16 protein-coding genes are annotated in these 17,143 nt (G+C 62.5%); 5 read left to right on the forward strand and 11 right to left on the reverse strand.

Annotation, left to right across the window (positions count from 1 at the left end; translation table 11 throughout):
• Positions 1 to 20: 20 nt before the first annotated feature.
• From BB347_RS01850 to BB347_RS01865, 4 genes are all read right to left on the reverse strand, one after another.
• Positions 21 to 4,541 carry an Hpt domain-containing protein gene (locus tag BB347_RS01850; protein ID WP_076578951.1) on the reverse strand — a complete coding sequence of 1,507 codons (4,521 nt, stop codon included), beginning with the start codon at positions 4,539 to 4,541 and terminating at the stop codon, positions 21 to 23.
• The gene (gene cheB / locus BB347_RS01855; RefSeq protein WP_076578949.1) at positions 4,534 to 5,781 is read right to left on the reverse strand and encodes a chemotaxis-specific protein-glutamate methyltransferase CheB; all 1,248 of its coding nucleotides are present in this window, start codon (positions 5,779 to 5,781) and stop codon (positions 4,534 to 4,536) included. The genes BB347_RS01850 and cheB overlap by 8 nt, the downstream gene beginning before the upstream one ends.
• Complete coding sequence (gene cheY, locus BB347_RS01860) at positions 5,778 to 6,140, reverse strand: chemotaxis protein CheY (RefSeq protein ID WP_076578947.1); 363 nt, start codon at positions 6,138 to 6,140, stop codon at positions 5,778 to 5,780. Before cheY ends, cheB begins: the two co-directional genes overlap by 4 nt.
• Before the next feature lie 144 nt (positions 6,141 to 6,284).
• Positions 6,285 to 7,085: a chemotaxis protein CheW gene (locus BB347_RS01865; RefSeq protein ID WP_076578944.1), complete on the reverse strand. Its 801-nt coding sequence runs from the start codon at positions 7,083 to 7,085 to the stop codon at positions 6,285 to 6,287.
• Between the two features lie 144 nt (positions 7,086 to 7,229).
• On the opposite strand from BB347_RS01865, the gene BB347_RS01870 reads away from it, so the two are divergent.
• Positions 7,230 to 7,688, forward strand: coding sequence for a chemotaxis protein CheW (locus BB347_RS01870; protein ID WP_076578942.1), 459 nt, complete (start codon positions 7,230 to 7,232; stop codon positions 7,686 to 7,688).
• 27 nt (positions 7,689 to 7,715) lie between these two features.
• Here the strand turns inward: BB347_RS01870 and BB347_RS01875 are convergent, their stop codons facing one another.
• Genes BB347_RS01875 through BB347_RS01885 form a run of 3 tightly spaced genes read right to left on the reverse strand, consistent with a single transcriptional unit; the run spans position 7,716 to position 9,722 of the window.
• Complete coding sequence (locus BB347_RS01875; protein WP_076578940.1) at positions 7,716 to 8,489, reverse strand: DUF5803 family protein; 774 nt, start codon at positions 8,487 to 8,489, stop codon at positions 7,716 to 7,718.
• Position 8,490: 1 nt separating this feature from the next.
• Positions 8,491 to 9,195 carry a DUF2110 family protein gene (locus BB347_RS01880; RefSeq protein ID WP_076578938.1) on the reverse strand — a complete coding sequence of 235 codons (705 nt, stop codon included), beginning with the start codon at positions 9,193 to 9,195 and terminating at the stop codon, positions 8,491 to 8,493.
• A complete protein-coding gene (locus tag BB347_RS01885; RefSeq protein ID WP_076578936.1) occupies positions 9,195 to 9,722 on the reverse strand; it encodes a transcription factor in 528 nt (175 codons plus the stop codon). Before BB347_RS01885 ends, BB347_RS01880 begins: the two co-directional genes overlap by 1 nt.
• Positions 9,723 to 9,923: 201 nt before the next feature.
• Between BB347_RS01885 and BB347_RS01890 the strand changes: the two genes are divergently transcribed.
• Entirely contained in the window at positions 9,924 to 10,919 is a 996-nt protein-coding gene (locus BB347_RS01890; protein ID WP_076578934.1) for an MBL fold metallo-hydrolase, read from the forward strand.
• A 67-nt stretch (positions 10,920 to 10,986) separates the two neighbouring features.
• Here BB347_RS01890 and BB347_RS01895 read toward each other — a convergent pair whose 3' ends face one another.
• Positions 10,987 to 11,220: a hypothetical protein gene (locus BB347_RS01895; protein WP_076578932.1), complete on the reverse strand. Its 234-nt coding sequence runs from the start codon at positions 11,218 to 11,220 to the stop codon at positions 10,987 to 10,989.
• Between the two features lie 228 nt (positions 11,221 to 11,448).
• Here BB347_RS01895 and BB347_RS01900 point away from each other — a divergent pair, with 228 nt between their 5' ends.
• Together BB347_RS01900 and BB347_RS01905 are read left to right on the forward strand one after the other, a co-directional pair.
• Positions 11,449 to 12,348 carry a thiamine-phosphate synthase family protein gene (locus BB347_RS01900; RefSeq protein WP_076578930.1) on the forward strand — a complete coding sequence of 300 codons (900 nt, stop codon included), beginning with the start codon at positions 11,449 to 11,451 and terminating at the stop codon, positions 12,346 to 12,348.
• A gap of 1 nt (position 12,349) precedes the next feature.
• A complete protein-coding gene (locus BB347_RS01905; protein ID WP_076578928.1) occupies positions 12,350 to 13,060 on the forward strand; it encodes a class I SAM-dependent methyltransferase in 711 nt (236 codons plus the stop codon).
• Positions 13,061 to 13,088: 28 nt separating this feature from the next.
• Here BB347_RS01905 and BB347_RS01910 read toward each other — a convergent pair whose 3' ends face one another.
• The 3 genes from BB347_RS01910 to BB347_RS01920 form a co-directional block, all read right to left on the reverse strand.
• Positions 13,089 to 13,499, reverse strand: a complete 411-nt coding sequence (locus tag BB347_RS01910) for an acyl-CoA thioesterase (protein WP_076578925.1) — start codon at positions 13,497 to 13,499, stop codon at positions 13,089 to 13,091.
• A 120-nt stretch (positions 13,500 to 13,619) separates the two neighbouring features.
• Positions 13,620 to 14,387 carry a DUF7001 family protein gene (locus tag BB347_RS01915; protein ID WP_076578923.1) on the reverse strand — a complete coding sequence of 256 codons (768 nt, stop codon included), beginning with the start codon at positions 14,385 to 14,387 and terminating at the stop codon, positions 13,620 to 13,622.
• A 98-nt stretch (positions 14,388 to 14,485) separates the two neighbouring features.
• Complete coding sequence (locus BB347_RS01920; protein WP_076578921.1) at positions 14,486 to 15,376, reverse strand: NAD-dependent epimerase/dehydratase family protein; 891 nt, start codon at positions 15,374 to 15,376, stop codon at positions 14,486 to 14,488.
• A gap of 151 nt (positions 15,377 to 15,527) precedes the next feature.
• On the opposite strand from BB347_RS01920, the gene BB347_RS01925 reads away from it, so the two are divergent.
• Complete coding sequence (locus BB347_RS01925; RefSeq protein ID WP_076578919.1) at positions 15,528 to 17,099, forward strand: alpha/beta hydrolase domain-containing protein; 1,572 nt, start codon at positions 15,528 to 15,530, stop codon at positions 17,097 to 17,099.
• Positions 17,100 to 17,143: the final 44 nt, after the last annotated feature.

The raw sequence follows: 17,143 nt of genomic DNA on the forward strand, positions 1-17,143 counted from the left end.
GCTTGATTCAGTATTTGTCATCATAGGGTTGTCACGTCAAGGATGTTGACCACTTCTCCGCGTCCTCGGACTGTCGCCCCGCTGAGGCCGGGAAGACCGCTCATAAAGCCCTCGAAGGGCTTTACAACGACTTCCTGCTGGCCGTGGACGTGATCGCAGTGAATCGCGATCGGACGCACGTCCGTGCGGATCCGAACGACCATTCCGTGGTCGTCACCAGCCTGGTGTGGCGTCTCGAGGGTTTCGTCGAGTCGAACGACGTCGTACTCGTCGTTACCATCGACCAGTACCGTCGCGTCGTCTCTCGTTTCCAGGCGCGTTGCCGGTTCGATATCGAGTACCGTCTCCGTCGGGATGCCAAACTCTTCGCCACCGCACTCGAGGAAGAGGATGTCGTCGATCGCGACCGAGACGGGGAGCGTCATCGTGACGCTCGTTCCCGCACCCGGTTCGCTGTCGATATCGACGGTGCCGTCGAGGTCTTCGATCGTCCGCTCGACGACGTCCATCCCGACACCGCGACCGCTGACGTCGGTCACCTCTTCGGCCGTCGAGAGGCCAGCGTGGAAGATGAGTTCGTAGACGTCGTCGTCGGGCAACTCGCGTGCGTCTTCCTCGGAGAGCACGCCAGCCTCGATGGCCTCGTTCCGGAGACGATCGGGATCGAGACCGCTTCCGTCGTCTTCGACGGTGATCGCCACGCGGTCGCGTTTGCGCTCTGCGTGAACTTCGACGGTTCCGTCCGCTGGTTTCTCCGCATCCTCACGCACGTCTGGTGGTTCGATTCCGTGATCGACGGCGTTTCGAACCAGGTGAATTAGCGGGTCACCGATTCGGTCGAGGATACTCCGGTCGAGTTCGACGTCCTCGCCGTTCATCTCGAACGTGACCTGTTTGTCCTGTTCGCGCGCAATGTCTCGAACGACCCGCGGCAGACGGTTCGTGACCGTCTGCAACGGCACGAGACGGACGTTCATCACCGTCTCCTGTAAGTCCGCCGTGAGGTCCTCGAGATCGTCGAGTTCCGTCTCGAGCGACGCTTTCTCTTCGCCTTCGGAGACTGCGTGGCGAAGTCGAACGCGACTCGTCACCAGTCCTTCGACGAGCGTGAGCAGGGAGTCGATCTGTTCGACGTCGACGCGAACGGACTGAATCTCGTCAGTTTCCGTCCCGACGTCCGTTCTGTCCCCCGCGTCCGGAATCGTGAGATCTGGGACCTCGAACACGGGTTCCTCGACCCGCTCGACGACAGTTTCGCCCGCATCCGTCGTGGACGAGCCACCAGTAGCGGTGTCCGGCGAAGACGCCGTCGACGCACCGTCGGTCGAACTCGAGGACGGTGCATCGAATCCGTTCGCACCCACCTCGAGGTCGTCGCCGAAATCATCGCCGAACGCGTCGTCGTCATCGAACGACGAAGATTCCTCGAACGGATCGTCTTCGAGGGAATCGTCGGCGAACGGATCATCGGCAAACGAATCGTCGGCGAACGAGTCATCGTCGAAGGGGCCAGCAGTCCGCTCATCCTCGGCAAACGGATCGTCCTCGAGTGAGTCGTCAACGAAGGAATCGTCGCTAGCGTCTTCGTCGGCAAACGGATCGTCGAGACCGGCGTCGTCGTCCGATCCGCCGTCTCGGTCCTCGCTGAACGACACTGCACTCGAGTCGTCGGTCGACGCTTCGGCTGTGGATTCTTCGTTGATCGATGACGTCGACTGCGAGTCGTCGTCAACCGTCCCGGCGCTCTCTGTGACCGTCTCGGCGCTTTCACCCGCATCGTCGGGGTCTTCGGCTCCGTCGAACCCATTGTCGGACGGTGTTTCAGAATCGGGACTCGCGGTACTGGTTTCGACGACGTCGGCAGTTTCGGAGGGGTCGTCGATTGCGGCGTCTTCGTCGCCATCGTCGGCCACGTCTGTCGCGTCAGCCGTTGGCGCATCGGAATCGGCTGCCACTACATCGGTGACATCCGCCACGTTGGCCGACATCTCGTCGGTATCGTCCGCGACTCTATCGGTACCGTCCGTTCTCTCGCTAGCGAATTCGTCGGTCGGTTCGGCCATTGAATCGCCGACTGGCTGCTCGTCGCCTTTTTCGTCGATCTCGTCGGTCGGCCCGTCGCCATATTTCTCAGCGGACTCAAACGGTACCTGTTCGCCGTCGTCGATCGGTTCAGTTTCACCGGATCCATCGTCGATTTCGGTCGTCGCCTCGCTCTCGAGTGCCTCGAAATCCGATTCCGAGTCGTCCGATGGCGTCGGTGTTTCGTCCGCCTCATCGTCGGCCGCCTCGAGTGACTCGTCGACGACTGGTTCGTCACGAACAGCGCCATCCATCTCGAACAGTGTTGCATCGTCGGTGGCGGACGACGACGCGGACTCTTCGTCAGCGTGGTCACTCGAGTCCGACTCGAGAGATGCGTCGGCCGTCGTCGCATCCGAATTGTCGAATGCTGGGGTCGATTTCGGTTCCGAGTCGGTATCGTCGCCGACAGCGGGCTGTTTGCCGTCATCGGTTTCAGCGGTCTCGAATGCGTATTCGTCCCCGTCCGACTCTTCGGTACCGACAGTTGTCTCTTCGAAGTTCTCGTCAGTCTCCTCGAGATCGTCGGCCGCTCCTTCGCTGTTATCGATCGTTGCTTCTCTGCCGTCGGTCGCCGCTTCACCGTCGTCGAGTGTCTCTTCGTCAGTATCTCGCTGCTCGAGGCTGTCGACTGGCGTGGCGATTTCGTCGTCAGTTCCGTCATCCTCGTCGGCCGGTTCGTCGAACGCTCCGTCCGAGGCATCGAACTCGTCGCCCGACGCAAACTGGCGCTCTTCGTCGGATTCCGCTCGCGAATCGACGCTCGCATCGGTAGCCGGCGTCTGCGAGTCGGATCCGTCGGCAGCGTCTGGCACTGTCGTGGATTCCGAATCGGTTTCATTGGCCGAATCGGCGGTCATCGAGTCGGACGCGGTGTCGAGTGAGTGCGCGTCGCCCTCGTCCGGCGAGAGATCACCGGAGACGGCATCTGCATTCTCGAGTTCGTCCGAGTGGTCCCCGGCAGGGGCAGTACCCGTTTGCTCGTCCGAGAACGGTGTCGCCGATTCGGACGGTGCCGGAGACACCGAGGGTTCGTCATCCGAGGGGTCGTTCTCGAGTGCCTCGTCGATGACATCGGTGTCGCCGCTCGTCTCGTCGTCGACTGGCTCAGTCGTCTCGCCATCGTCACTACCGCCTTCTTCGATTGGCTCGTCCACCAGCACGTCGTCGACCGCGTCCTCGAGTGCGTCCCCGGCGAGTTCGTCGTCACTCGTTCCGTCGAGGAATGTATCGTCCTCAGGGTCGACATCGTCACCGAGGAGTTCGTCCATGTCCACTTCGTCGTCGTTGTCGAACTCGTCGAACTCGAGTTCGCTGAGTTCGTCCTGCAATTCGTCGAAACCGACCATCTCGACTTCGTCTTTGAGTTCGTCGAACACGCTGCTGGCGTCGTCGACAGACTCGTCTACACCCTCATCGTCTGGGGACGAGTCGGTGGCGGCCTCCGCCGTCTGTCGCTCGTCACCGTCGTCAGCGGCGGTGGCCGGTTGCTCCGTCTCCTCGAGATCCTCGTCGTCGAGGAGTTCGTCGAACGAACCGGCCTCGCCCATTTCGTCGAAGGCATCGAGGTCGTCGTCATCGACGTCCTCGACCATCTCGTCTAAGTTGTCGAACTCGTCGAACTCGTCGAGGAGTTCGTCGACCTCGAGATCCTGTGCCTCTTCCGAGGACATTCCGGAACCGGGTTGGTCCGCTGGGGCCTGACCGTCCGCGTCGGCTGCCTGGCTCGACGCCACACGGTCGAATTGCTCGGTGACGTTGATGAGTTGGAACGTGTCGACCTCTTCGACCGGCTCGAGGCCGGACGTAATGGCGGCCTCGCCGACGGCACTGCCGAAGACGGCGTCGAACTGCCCGCCGTAGTCACCGGCTTCGATCTCTGCACGCGGCGGATCGGTGCCGATCAGATCGAACGCGTCGATCAGCGCTTTGACGACGAGAACGCCGTTGTTGACGTTCTCGCGTGCGGCGATATCGAGGCGAACGAAGTAGGCGTCGTGGTCATCGTTTGCGGGTGGTTCGAACCGTTCGAGGACGGTTTCGATCTCTCTCGCGGAGGGAATCGCGAGCGCGCTCGATGTCGATTCGTCGTCGAGGGACGCACGGAGCCTGTCGATCGTCGCGGTGGGATCCGTCTCGATTTCGCCGGTCGCAGCGACCTCGTCGATCATCGCCTCGAGTTCGTCGACGGCGTCGAAGACGACGTCCATCAGTTCGGGCGTCACCTCGAGTTCGTTCCGCCGGACCGCATCGAGCAGATCTTCGATCGCGTGTGCGAGATCGCTTCCTTCCTCGAGTCCCATCGCGCCGCAGTTGCCTTTGAGCGTGTGTGCGACGCGGAAGATGTTCTCCAGTGCGTCGTCGTTCGTCGGGTCGCGCTCTAAGGTGAGCAACGCGTTGTTCAGCTCCGTAATTCGTTCCTCGCTCTCTTGAACGAAGTCGGTTAGATAGTCACTCATCGGTCTCACCGTCCGTATCGAACGCGTCGACGATCGTCTCGACGAGTTCGGTCGCGGGTGCGATATCGTCGACGCACCCCGTTTGAATCGCCTGACAGGGGATGCCAAAGACCGGACTCGTCGCTTCGTCCTGTGCGATGGTGTGCCCGCCAGCTGTTTTGATCGCCTCGATACCTGTCGCACCGTCGTGCCCCATACCGGTCAACACGACGCCACAGAGCGGGTCGACGACGTGTTCGGCCGCCGACTCCATCGTCACGTCAATCGCCGGACGAACGCCGTGAAGCCGCTCGCCGTCGTCCAGTCCGAGTCGGAGACGGCCGCCGACGTTGTTCAGTACCTCGAGGTGGGACGCTCCCGGTGCGACCACCGCCTCGCCGGACCTGACCGACGCTCTGTGGGTCGCTTCGCGGACGTCGTACTCGCTGAGCGCGTCCAATCGCTCGGCGAACCGTTCGGTAAACCCCGCTGGCATGTGCTGGACGACCAGCACTTTCGCCTCGAGATCGACTGGAAGGCGCGCGAAGAGGCCTTCCACGATCTTCGGTCCGCCCGTCGAGGCGCCGATGACGATCGTCGGATCGTCTGCGTGCGTTCCTTCGAGTTCGAGCGGCGTTGGCGAACCGGCAGCGTCGTCACCGTCTCCGGGTCGCGATCCGGCGCTCGTCGCCCCTCGAAACCGCGGGCCTGCTGGTCGATTCGTCGCCGTTCCGACACGCGTTTCGCTGGCGCCTGCTGCGTTCGTTCGTCCACCGGCGAGTACCCTGTCGCTTGTCGCATCGACGTTCGCGTGATTCGAACGCGTCGCGTACGCGGACGCCGAAGCGCGCGCGAGAGCAATCGATGAGACGTTTGCATCAGCTAGATCGTCGACCTTGTCGACGACGTCCTCGCTCAGGTGGGTCACGGTCCGCGAATCCGATCCGTCGGGTTTGTGTAGAAAATCGACGGCTCCTCGCTCGAGTGCGTCGAGCGTGGACTCAGTTCCTTCGTCGGTGTGAACGCTGAGCATGAGAATTAGCGTTGGATTCGTCGCCATAATTCGCTGGACGGCGTCGATGCCATCCATTTCGGGCATTTCGACGTCCATCGTGACGACGGCGGGATCGAATTCGGCGGCCGTTTCGATCGCTTCTGACCCATTCGTCGCGGTTTCGACGTCGTAGTCGGCATCCGTGAGTGCGTTGGCGATGACTGTCCGCATGAACTTCGAGTCGTCGACAACGAGTACTCGCGTCATGCCGTAGCGACGTCTGTGAGGGCCTTTCTGACGCTGGGTTCTTCGAACGGCTTCGTCACGTAGCCGTCCGCACCAGCTTTCACGGCGAGTTTCATTTTCTCACGCTGGCCGACACTCGTACACATGATGACGCGGGCGCTCGGGTCGATCTTTTTGATCGCCGCGGTCGCCTTGATGCCGTTACACTTGGGCATCACGATGTCCATCATGACGATGTCGGGTTCGTGTTCTTTGTACAGTTTCACTGCTTCTGCTCCGTTAGACGCTTCTCCGAGAATGCGGTATTCCTGTTCCAAAATTTGGCGCAGTAAATTCCGCATAAAATGAGAATCGTCCACGATGAGCACCCCTGTCGACATTCAGTAGTACACCAAACGCTGATAGAAATACGACTACCATAAATGCTGTCTCCCTATTATCAACTGTGATAAACATCGGATACGGAACGAAGACCCCCGTTACAAACCCGACTCCGATTTCCGGACGTTCGCGCGCCAGATTCGCTACGTTTGCGTTCCAGACGCCAACAACAATCGTTCGATGTTGAGCAACGGCGTCGCCTCGAGAACGACTTCTCGGGGCGTCTCTGCGTCAGCGGCGACCGACGACTGCGTCGATTCGTTCGAGCGCTCCGTCGACTCGAGTTCGAACGACTCTCCGTCGCTTTCTCGAGTGTCGCCGTCGATACGACTCTGCATCGTTGACAGTGACGTGTCACCGGAGTCGTCGGCTAGATCGAGTGGATTCGCGGAGTCGGTACCCGTTGGCCTCGAGGCACGGATCGATTGCGTCGAGGGTGAGCGTTCCTGTTCGATGAGCGCATCGACGAGTGGGTGTGCCAACGAGTCGCCCGAAAACGGTCGGTCTTCGACGGTCGATTTGTCGTGTACCTTGCTCACACCGATCGAGTCGACGCCGATCACGTCGTCGACTCGAATGGCTGCTGATTGCTGATCGGTCGGTCGATCCAACACGAGCAATCGCTCGCGCCCGTTTCGCTCGTCGGGTTCGATGTCCGGAAAGTGGACGTGCGGGTCGACGACCGCAGTAATCTCTCCGCGAAGGTCCATCAGGCCCTCGATCGGTTCGGGAGAACGCGGGACGCGTGTCACTTCCTCGGGAACGTCTGCAAGTGTCTGTACCGCGTCAATCGGCAACGCAAAACGGTGTTCGCCCAGTCCGACGAAGAGGAACTGCTCGCGCTCCTCCTGATCGTCTGGGCTGGCACCTTTGCCGTTTCGACCACCGTCGGACGCGTCGTCGATGTCGATTCCGAGGAGTCGCTCGGAGAGGTCCGGAGTCATGTTCTTGCTCGTCAATCACATTCCATCAATAAAACATTGACTCCACCGACACGCCACGACCGCGCCCCACCGCCCGTGACACAGCGGGTTCGACGCCTCGAAACCTAAACACTTTATTCCAGTGGAGAAAACGATCAGAACAGCATGCCGTCGTCGCCACCTCCCGACGATACCAACGAACGTGTCACAGTTCTTACCTTCACCCTCGCAGACGACCGATACTGCGTCAATGCCGATACCGTTGCCTCGGTCTTCGGCATCTCGGACGACGAGGCGCTTGCCGACGCGTCGGATCCGTGGAACGCCGGGTCCGTCACGGTTGACGGGACGCACGTCCAGGTCGTCGACCTCCCCAGAGCCTTTTCCTCGGCTGCCAGAACGACGTCCCGCGTCGACGAGCCAAAACTCATCGTCTTCGCCCCGAGCGACGATACCGAGCGTACCCACGGGTGGCTCGTTGACGAGGTCGACGTCACGAAACGGGTCCAACCGGCCGCCCTCGAGGCGACACAAACGGGAACAGGGCTCGCCCACGTCAAAGGCAGAGTCGAGATCGACGGCGAGGACGCGATCTGGCTTGACGAACGCGCGATTCACGGATAAAAAGGGCAATTTCGAACACCAGGGACGTCAACGCATTCCCGGCGGCGGGCCGTCGTTATCGTCGTCGTCGATATCGATGTCAAGTCCGAGTTCCTCGCGTTGCTCTTTGAGCCGTTTGACCTTTCGGTAGTAGTAGGCGATACCGATCCCGCCGATGACGCTGACGACCGTGACGAGACCGAGGAATATCGGGATGTCACGCGTCTGGTAGTACTGCAGCGCCAGCGTGCTATCTACCTCCTCCCAGGTCAGGTGTTCCTGATCGTCGACCACGTCGCGTTCGTAGCCCCCCGGCGTGACCTCTCCGAAGAGGAACGCCGAGCTACGATATCCCGGCGGCAGGGTTACTTCGTAGGAGCCCTCGACGTACGCCGGGAGGTCGAACGTGTGCCGTCCGGCGTCGCCGGTGAACGCGAGCGTTCCGTTTTCGTCCGGCAACGTCACGACAGTGTGTTCTTGTCCCTGGTCGACCTCGAGTTCCGAGCCCGTTATTTCGGTTCCGTCCGAATCCCAGTACCTGACGGCGCGAATATCGAGTGGTTCGTCAGCGTGGATATTCGACCGATACAATGCTATCTCCTCGCGCTCCTCGAGGTCGTAAACTGCGCGGAACTCGCCGCTACTGAACAGACCGCCACTTTCGATATCGATGGCGACGTCGGCGTCGCTGTCTCTGAGGTCGTCGTACTCCTGGTCCTGATCGAGTTCCTCGTCGGAGATATCGCCGAAGAACATCGAACACCCGGCGAGACCGACGAGCAAGCAAACCGCGATAACGCCGAGGACGAGCCGTCGATTCATATTATGGAACGACACAGCGGAGCTCCGCTGGCAGATACTCGCCGACGCTCGCTAACAGTCCGGGTGGGTCGGTCCCCTCGGTGCAGATGACGCTCTGCTCGAGCAAGCCGAGTCGCTCGACGGTGACGTAATCCTGCGCGTGGCCGGCGCGGTTGAGCGTCGCTCGAACCTCCGCTCGCGTGGCGCTGTTGACGTTGAGTCGGCCGTCGCCGCGGGTCCACTCGTAGAGTCGGTCCTGGGCTTCGTCGGCGAGTCTACTCGGAGACGCGCCATCGCCGCCTTCGTCGGATCCCTCACCACCGTAGACGAACTCCAGTGGCAGGTGCTGGACCAATCCGTAGCGCTCGCGAATCTGCTCGGGCGACCCCGGGCCAAGTCCGAGTTCGTCCGCCGGAATACGCACGCCGTCACCCTGTCCGGCGTCGAGGACGAACCCGTTGTCGTCCCAGGACTCGAGCGTGCCGATGTAGGTTTCACCCGCCTCGAGGTCGGGGACGATTTCGCCGAACTCCTCGCGGAGGACGTTTCTGGCGACGGTCGCGTCTTCGCCCTCGATGGTCACGGACGGGAAGTCGTCGTGGCGGATGCCGATGTCGAACTCCACCTCGAGGTCGCCGACCTCGTTGGCGACGAGCGAGCGCAGGGAATCGAGTGATCGCTCGCGAGCGTCGCCCTCGACGTAGAGTTTGGTTGCTAAGACGACCATTAGGCGTCCGCACCGTCGATGTTGAGTTCGTCCTCGAGCGCGTCGAGGCGGTCGTCCATCGAGGTGACGAGTCGGTCGTTGTCCATCGATTCGAGCGGCGAGCCACACTCGGGGCACTCGAAGCCAAAGTCCATGGCCTCGCCGAACTCGAAGCGGATGGAACAAATTTCACAGAGGTAGAACTCGTGCGTTCGCTCGTACTCGCGACGGTCCTCGAGGGCGTCGTAGAGGCGGTACATCTCCTCCTCGAGATTCTCCGGAATGTTGTCGTACTCGAACGTCCAGAGGTAAGTGAGCCACCCCGAATCCTCGTCTCGCAGTCGGCGATACGTTGCGAGGTCGTTTTCGTACAGGATAAACAGCGCTCGCCGCACATCGTTCAACTCGAGATCCAGTTCCTCAGAGAGCTCCTCGTCGGTCACTTCCCCGTCTGGCGGCGCGGCCGCGACGGGCATTCCTTTGGGACCGACCAGCTCGTGTAGGTACTTTTGGATGACTGGATCCTCGAGCAGGTCCTCAAAAGCCATTACCCACCCGTAACGGCGTCTGACCATTAAGTCTTGTGAGCGACGGCGCACAGATCGGCGTTGCCCACTCTCTGTCGCCACGCTGGCTGAACGTGTCTATTATCTGTTTGGTTCCCTCCGTCCGTATCCGACCGCAGTCTTGCTATTCGGTGAGGCGGTAGAGAGTAACATTCACGGTCGTCCGTCGCCGTTTTCGAATCGATGACGACTGACGCCGACGGTGCTGTTCGAGGCAAATATGCTTTCTCGACGCTTCACCGCCTCGAATTCGACGTCCCGTGGCCGCCCAAACACGTCGCCGCCTACCTCCTCGACGGCCCCGAACCGATACTGATCGACGCCGGCCGACAGACCGACGCGTCCGAAGCGACGCTCGAGCGAAGCCTCGCCGAGTTCGGTTACTCGCCTGCGGATATCGACCACGTGCTCGTCACGCACGCCCACAGCGACCACATCGGACAGGTGCCGACGCTTTCCGACGCCGGGGCGACGATCCACGGTCCGGCGGCGTCGCTCGAGCGCCTCGAGCGAGACCCGGAAACGGTTCGGTCGACCGTCCGCGAGACGGCCCGATCGACGGGCTACACCGGCGAGGATCTCGAGGAGATCGTCGACTCGGAGGTCGATTCCTTTCACCGAGATCGACGGCTGCTCGATCCGGCGACCACGCAACCGATCGAGCCCGGAACGATGGTTTCGATCGGCACGCACGAGTTCCGCGCGTTCGGGACGCCGGGACACGAGCAAAACCACCTGAGCTACGAGGTCGATCTCGAGGGGACGACGGCCCTGTTCTCGGGCGACGCGCTCATCGAACCGTTTCGCGCCGGCACGTTCCACGCGGGGATCGACCGCGGCGCGTACGAGGGCGTCGATCGCTACTACGACGCGATGGATCGGTTCCTCGAGACGAGCGCGACGCACGCGTTTCCGGGCCACGGACCCACGTTCACGGAGCCGAAACGCGTCGCGACGCGAACCCGTGAGCGACTCGATCGGTTGCTCGAGGAAACGCTCGCGGCGCTCGAACGAGTCGAACCCGCGACGCCACTCGAGATCGCCGTGGAACGAGCGGGCAGCGTACAGTACACGGCACCCGTAATGGATACGTTGGGGGCACTCGGCACGCTCGAGAATCGGGGACTCGTCGCCTACGACTGCGAGGACGGCGCGCGAATCTATCGACGGCGAGACTAGCCGGCTGGGACGGCGAGAATAGTGTCTGGTGAGTCGGTCGGATCTGCATTCGAAAGGGTCGAATCGGTTACTCGGTCGAATCCGCATCCGGCGTCTCTTCGTCGCCGCGGACGGTGCTCCAGACGCCTGCCGCAATAACGATGAGTAACGCGAGCATGAGGCCGTAGAACAGCCCCATCGCCACCGCCTCGGGCAGCGGATGGCCGGTGGCGAGCAAGATCCCGACGTTGAGGACGACGAGAAGGAGGCCGAGCATGTACCACTCGATCGGCGTTCTGGGCAGTGATCTGCCTGATCCCATACTCGACGTGTGGATGTCGTCACAGAAAAACCATCCTCATTCACGTGCGGCGAACGGTCGCGTGTGGTGAACGTAGGGCGAACGGTCGCGTGTGGTGAACGTAGGGCGAACGGTCGCGTGTGGTGAACGTAGGGCGAACGGTCGCGGGATACGGAGCGAAATTGTCTCCACCGACCGCTGGGTTCGAGGACCCACAAGTTATTTTGCCGGCGGTCCTAGTTTCCGGTAATGCAATTCGTCGAAGAGATCGTCGTCGACGAGTTTCTCCCGACGGTCCGATCGCTACTCGCCGGGGAACTCCGCGAACGCGGACTCACACAGAGCGACGTCGCAGACGTGCTCGGGATCAGCCAGAGTGCCGTCTCGAAGTACGCCCACGGCGACGTGGCGACCAACGACCGCATCGCCAAGGACGAGCGCGTCGAGACGCTCGTCGGGGAACTCGCCGACGGACTGGCCGCGGGCGACACGACTCGCATTCAGGCGCTCATCGAAATCGAAGTGCTCATCCGCGAACTCGAGGCCGGCGGCGACCTCCTCGCCCAACTCCACGAGGAGGCCGTCCCCGACCTCGCGGATCACGGCTCGAGCTTTCGCATTCACGACCCCGAGAGCGAACTTCGGACGGGTGAACGGGTACTCTCGTCGCTCCGGCGGGGCCTTCGCATCCTCGAGAACTCGAGTGGCTTCACGAGCCTCATTCCCGCGGTCGGCTCGAACCTGGTCGCGTGCGTTCCCGACGCGACGGATATCGACGACGTGGCCGGCGTCCCCGGACGCATCTTCGACGTCAAGGGACGAACCACGGTGCCCGCCGAACCGGAGTTCGGCGTGTCCGAGCACGTCGCGAACGTGGTCCTCGCGGCGCGAAAGCACGGCTCCGACGCCACGGCGGCGATCAACATCGCGTACGACTCGGATACGCTCGCCGATCTAACCGAACAGGGCCACGCAACCGCCGAGTTCGACGAAACGGACGATATCGCCTCGAGCGTCGGCGCGGTGATCGAGGACGACGACGACGTGACGGTACTGTACCAGACCGGCGGGATGGGCATCGAGCCGCTAATCTACATCCTCGGCTCCGACGCGGAGTCGGTCGCTGACACGGTTCGATCGCTGATCTAACATGTCGTCAGTTCGCTCGACGCTCTCCCGGATGGAAACCGAGACGGCCCAGGAGTTTTACGGCCGGTGGGCTGGCCTCTACGACCTCATCGCCCGGCGAACGCCCGGAATCCCCGCGCTGCGACGACGGGCCGCCGCGGCCTGCCAACTCGAGCCCGGCGACACCGTCGTCGAGATGGGCTGTGGCACGGGAGCGAACCTGCCGTACCTCCGCGAGCACGTCGGCCACCACGGCACGGTCGTCGGCGTCGACTTTACGGGGCCCGTCCTCGAACGAGCGCGCGAGTTGACGAGCGAGTACGACAACGTCCACGTCGTTCGCGGCGATGCGACTCAGCCACCGCTCGCGCCGGAAGTCGACGATACGGCTGTCGACGCCGTCCTCGCGACGTTCGTCGTCGGCATGCTCGACGATCCGGCGGGCGCGGTCGACGACTGGTGTGACCTCGTCGGTCCCGACGGGAACGTCGTCCTCGCGAACGCCGCGCGAAGCCAGGAGTGGTACGCCCCGCCGGTCAACGCCGTCTTTCGAGCCATCGTGATCCTCTCGACGCCGCCGACGACGAAGCTTCGCTACGAGAACGAGCCACACCTCCACCTGGACGCCAAAATCGACGCCGCCCACGAGCACTTGCGGACGCGTTCGGCAGCTATCGCAGACGAAACGCACGTTTTCGGTGTCGTCAGGCTCACTGGCGCGCGACTCGAGTGAAGAGCAAAACCAGTTCGTCAGCAGGTAATTACGCTGGCGGAGTTAATCCGTCGAACTCGCTGATGCGAGTCACGATGTCGTCCGGAAGTGGTTCAGGTCTGCCGGTCCCGGCGTCGGTGTTGACTATCGTGGTCTCGGCTGTCGCGGCGACGCCGTCCTCGGTCAGAATCTCGTACTCCATCGTACAACTGCTCTTACCGAGGTCCGTAACGGCGAGTTCGACGATTGGCTCGTCGTCGAGGGTTACCGGCCGCTTGTAGTCGATCTCGAGGTTGGCGATGACGAATGCGGCCTCTTGTTGACGGACGCCGAGCACCTCCTCGATGTAGTCGATGCGTGCGGCTTCGATGTAGCTCGCGTAGACGGCGTGATTGACGTGATCGTGGGGATCGAGGTCGCGAAACCGAACGGGGACCTCGGTGGTGAACTTCTCACTCATTGTGTGTTGTCGAAGACGACTGAGATAAAAGAGGGCTCCGGTTCGGGCAGTCGTTTCGATCCGAAAATCGCGTGGCCGGACGGCCTCGAGTGCGAGGCTGTGTCCGCTGAGGCGTCCCGCTCAGGAGTCGCCGTACACCCGGTCGTGGTCCGGACAGAACAACGGCTCGCGCAACTGGGCGTCGATCAGGTCCTCGTGGTAGTGGGCGTTGAAGAGCCGACAGCCTTCCCGATCGCAAAACGCTTCGCCGGTCTCGAGGTAGTGATAGGCCTGTAACGCGTATCCCTTCAGTGCGTCCGTCGTGCGCGGGTCGTCCTCAATCAGGAACTCGCCGTCGACCTGGTTCTCGAGGACCTCCCGCGGTGGCGTGTCACCCGAAAGGAAGGCGTGACGTTGTTGTTCCTTGTAGTACGATTCTGGCTTCGCGGGGGCCTCGTAGAGTCCCGGCACGGAGACCAGTGCGGGCTGGCCGAGGACGTTCACGCGCTTGTGCCAGCGACCGTCGTGGCTCCCCCACGTTCCGATCGCTCGGTCGAGAATCGGGAGGTGGAGCGTTTCGAGGCCGCGCTCGTCGGCGGGCAATGCTGCGTTGAGCGCGCGCTGAATTTGGACACCGTCGTAGAGCACGCCGCCCTCGCGTTCGGGGTCCTCGAGGGCGCGCTCTTCGTACCGAACCGTTCCCAGCATCGTGTTACCTGTCTCTCTGTCGTGTGGCGAACGGACTCGTACCTGTGCGAATCGTTCGGCGAGTTCGTCGTTTCCATGGACGTCGAGAAATCGGTCGCGGACGGTCACCGACCCTTCGATTCGAGACTCGAGCCAGTCGCCGAGTTCGTCCGTCTCCACGACCGTCGACGGTGCCCGATAGAGGATGACGCTATCGACCATATACTACCTAGTCGTACCACTCGGTGAAATGTTTGCGGTCGCCATTTTCCGTCACTGCACAACAGTCACGGATATCGTCTGTCTGGGCCGGGTGAGGTTCAAGAATCGACGAACGATGGTCCCTCGACGACTTCGGTTTCGGCCTCGCGCCAGGAGTGGATCGGTTTCCACCCCAGTTCGTCCCGGGCTTTCGCCGTCGAAAACGCCGACTCCTCGCCCTCGAGCGCACACTCCTCAGGACGGTCGCCGAAGACCTCCTCGATGGTCGCTGCGGTCGGCTTGCCGAGGCCGTTCTCCGCGGCCGCCGCGAGGTACGGTTCGTGGCCGTCGATATCGGCCTCGAGCGCGGCGTCGACGATCGAGACGACGTCGCGAATATCCACGTACGACCAGAAACAGCCGCTTCGCTCGGCCGTCTCGGGATCGAACGGCGTCCACGCCGCTCTCGCTCGGTACTCACCCGGGTACTGCACCCACGTCGGCCGGATCGAAGCGACCGAGACGTCGTGCTTCCGGACCGTCTTCGCCGCGAGTTCCTCCCCGACGAGTTTCGACGCCCCGTAGTCGTCTTCCGGCCGTTTCGAGTGCGACTCGTCGATCGGCAGATACTCCGGCAGAAACGGCTCCGCGGCGAAGGGCATGCCGTAGAGGCTCTCGCTCGAGGTCCAGATCACGTCCGCGTCGGCGCGACCCGCGGCTTCGAAGACGTGGTGCGTGCTCGAGACGTTCGTCGCGAAGGTCTCGGTGCCGGTCGTGACGCCCATTCGCGGAACGCCTGCGGTGTGAACCACCGCATCCGGGTCGGCCGACAAGACGGCGTCCCACGCCTGTCCTTGTTCGGTGAGGTCGGCCGCGAGGAAAGTTGCGTTCTCGCGTTCGCGAGGCGGTCGCTCGAGGTCGACTCCGACGACCTCGTGACCTGCCTCGGCGAAGTGTTCCACGAGCCAACTCCCCACACCGCCAGTTGCGCCGGTGACGACGAGATTCATACCCGGAGGGTGCCTGCGAATCGCGAAAACGGTGTGGGTTTTCCGCGTGTGAGCACCCGATCCCACCGCGAGCGCAAGCGACGCGACGGTATAATACGATTCAAAACCGAGGGAAAATAATTACGCGATTATCGACGGTAGGTGGTGATGAATGTCACACGACAGCAACGAACATCACCCGTCTGCGCCGAGCGAGGAAACTGAAACGAGCGACCGCCGCGGACTCGAGGACTCGATGGCTCGCCGGTGCGTCCTCGCCGGGATGAGTGGGCTCGTCGCGGGTAGCGCTCTGGTCGGCAGTTCCGGCGCATCAGACCACGAGGGCGACGTTCCACGGCCGGATATCGAGGGGCCGATCGACGGCGGAAGCCAGACCGGAAATCCCCAGACGGCAGCCGTCCACGACGTCGAGTCGTACGGCTACACCGAGGAAGAGTATTTCTTCTCGGGCACTGCGCGCAGCGATACCTACTTTGGTACCTTCGGCGGCCTCGCCGACGAAGACGAGTACCGAACTCGAGCGATCGTCTATCGACCGGAAGACGAGGCCGACTTCAACGGCCACTTGCTCGCGGACTGGAGCAACGTCTCGACGGGTATCGATATGCCAGTCACCTGGATCAATGCGTACGAGTATCTGATGCGGGAAGGGTACGCCGTCGCGGTCGTCTCTGCACAGGCGGTCGGTGTCGATACGTCGTCGCCGATCGGTGAGCTCGGGTCTGGCGAGGGCGAAAATCTGGTCGCCTGGGATCCGGAACGCTACGGCGATCTCGAGCATCCCGGCGACGATTACGCACTGGACATTTTCTCGCAGGTCGTCGAAGGACTGCGCGCTGGCAGCGCGGACGACTCGAGTTGGGGCTCGTCGATCGGTAGCGGCGGCAGTGCCCACCCGCTCGAGGGCCTCGACGTCGAGTACGTCCTCGCGACGGGCCAGTCTCAGTCTGCGGGTTACATGGCGAGTCTCATCGCCGACGTCCAAGAGGAGTACGGCAATATCGACGGCTACCTTCCGGCCGCCAGCGCCGTCACGGACTACCGAGACGACCTCGTGCCCGTTCTCTGGCTGAACACCGAAGACGAGGCCGAGGGACTATTCGGTGATCTCGGCGGTGGCGACCCGCCAGCCGATTCCGATCAGTTCAGGCTCTGGGAAGTGGCCGGCGCCTCCCACGTGAACTACTGGCTCTCCTCGTGGAATGCGGCGATGATCGCTCGCGATTTCGATGGCGAGGACGCCGAGTGGGACGAAACCGCCGCGGGCGACTTCGGCACGCTCGAGGACGGCGAGTACGGCGATTGCGGGGGGAACTACTTCCCGGCCCGCTACGCCTACAGCGCGGCGCTCGAGGCCTTGCGCACCTGGGTCGAAGACGACACTGCACCGGACAGCGCGCCACGTATCGAACGCGAGGACGGATCCGTGGTGACCAACGAACACGGGAACGCACGCGGGGGCGTCCGACTCCCGTCGATCGAGGTCCCCGTCGCCGAGTACGACGCCAGAAGCTGTGACCTCGAGGGCCAGACGATGCCCTTCGATGACGACACGCTCGAGGAGTTGTACGAGTCGAACGACGAGTACGTCGCGCAGTTCGAAGACGCGGCCGACGACGCCGTCGAGAGCGGTTTCCTCTTAGGCGACGACGCCGACGACCTCCTCGAGCGTGCACAAAATGCGGAACTCATCGACGATTCCGACGGGTACTGGTGGCAGTAGCGTCGGTTGGAACAAAAGACGCCGTCCACTCGACGTTTCGCTCG

Origin of the sequence: Natronorubrum daqingense (assembly GCF_001971705.1) — an archaeon.
In the GTDB taxonomy this organism is placed as follows: domain Archaea; phylum Halobacteriota; class Halobacteria; order Halobacteriales; family Natrialbaceae; genus Natronorubrum; species Natronorubrum daqingense.

What these genes read in the sequence shown, in the direction of transcription:
- BB347_RS01850 (WP_076578951.1), bottom strand. Translation starts at nt 4,541, where the DNA reads ATGAGTGACTATCTAACCGACTTCGTTCAAGAGAGCGAGGAACGAATT.
- cheB (WP_076578949.1), bottom strand. Translation starts at nt 5,781, where the DNA reads ATGACGCGAGTACTCGTTGTCGACGACTCGAAGTTCATGCGGACAGTC.
- cheY (WP_076578947.1), bottom strand. Translation starts at nt 6,140, where the DNA reads ATGTCGACAGGGGTGCTCATCGTGGACGATTCTCATTTTATGCGGAAT.
- BB347_RS01865 (WP_076578944.1), bottom strand. Translation starts at nt 7,085, where the DNA reads ATGACTCCGGACCTCTCCGAGCGACTCCTCGGAATCGACATCGACGAC.
- BB347_RS01870 (WP_076578942.1), top strand. Translation starts at nt 7,230, where the DNA reads ATGCCGTCGTCGCCACCTCCCGACGATACCAACGAACGTGTCACAGTT.
- BB347_RS01875 (WP_076578940.1), bottom strand. Translation starts at nt 8,489, where the DNA reads ATGAATCGACGGCTCGTCCTCGGCGTTATCGCGGTTTGCTTGCTCGTC.
- BB347_RS01880 (WP_076578938.1), bottom strand. Translation starts at nt 9,195, where the DNA reads ATGGTCGTCTTAGCAACCAAACTCTACGTCGAGGGCGACGCTCGCGAG.
- BB347_RS01885 (WP_076578936.1), bottom strand. Translation starts at nt 9,722, where the DNA reads ATGGCTTTTGAGGACCTGCTCGAGGATCCAGTCATCCAAAAGTACCTA.
- BB347_RS01890 (WP_076578934.1), top strand. Translation starts at nt 9,924, where the DNA reads ATGACGACTGACGCCGACGGTGCTGTTCGAGGCAAATATGCTTTCTCG.
- BB347_RS01895 (WP_076578932.1), bottom strand. Translation starts at nt 11,220, where the DNA reads ATGGGATCAGGCAGATCACTGCCCAGAACGCCGATCGAGTGGTACATG.
- BB347_RS01900 (WP_076578930.1), top strand. Translation starts at nt 11,449, where the DNA reads ATGCAATTCGTCGAAGAGATCGTCGTCGACGAGTTTCTCCCGACGGTC.
- BB347_RS01905 (WP_076578928.1), top strand. Translation starts at nt 12,350, where the DNA reads ATGTCGTCAGTTCGCTCGACGCTCTCCCGGATGGAAACCGAGACGGCC.
- BB347_RS01910 (WP_076578925.1), bottom strand. Translation starts at nt 13,499, where the DNA reads ATGAGTGAGAAGTTCACCACCGAGGTCCCCGTTCGGTTTCGCGACCTC.
- BB347_RS01915 (WP_076578923.1), bottom strand. Translation starts at nt 14,387, where the DNA reads ATGGTCGATAGCGTCATCCTCTATCGGGCACCGTCGACGGTCGTGGAG.
- BB347_RS01920 (WP_076578921.1), bottom strand. Translation starts at nt 15,376, where the DNA reads ATGAATCTCGTCGTCACCGGCGCAACTGGCGGTGTGGGGAGTTGGCTC.
- BB347_RS01925 (WP_076578919.1), top strand. Translation starts at nt 15,528, where the DNA reads ATGTCACACGACAGCAACGAACATCACCCGTCTGCGCCGAGCGAGGAA.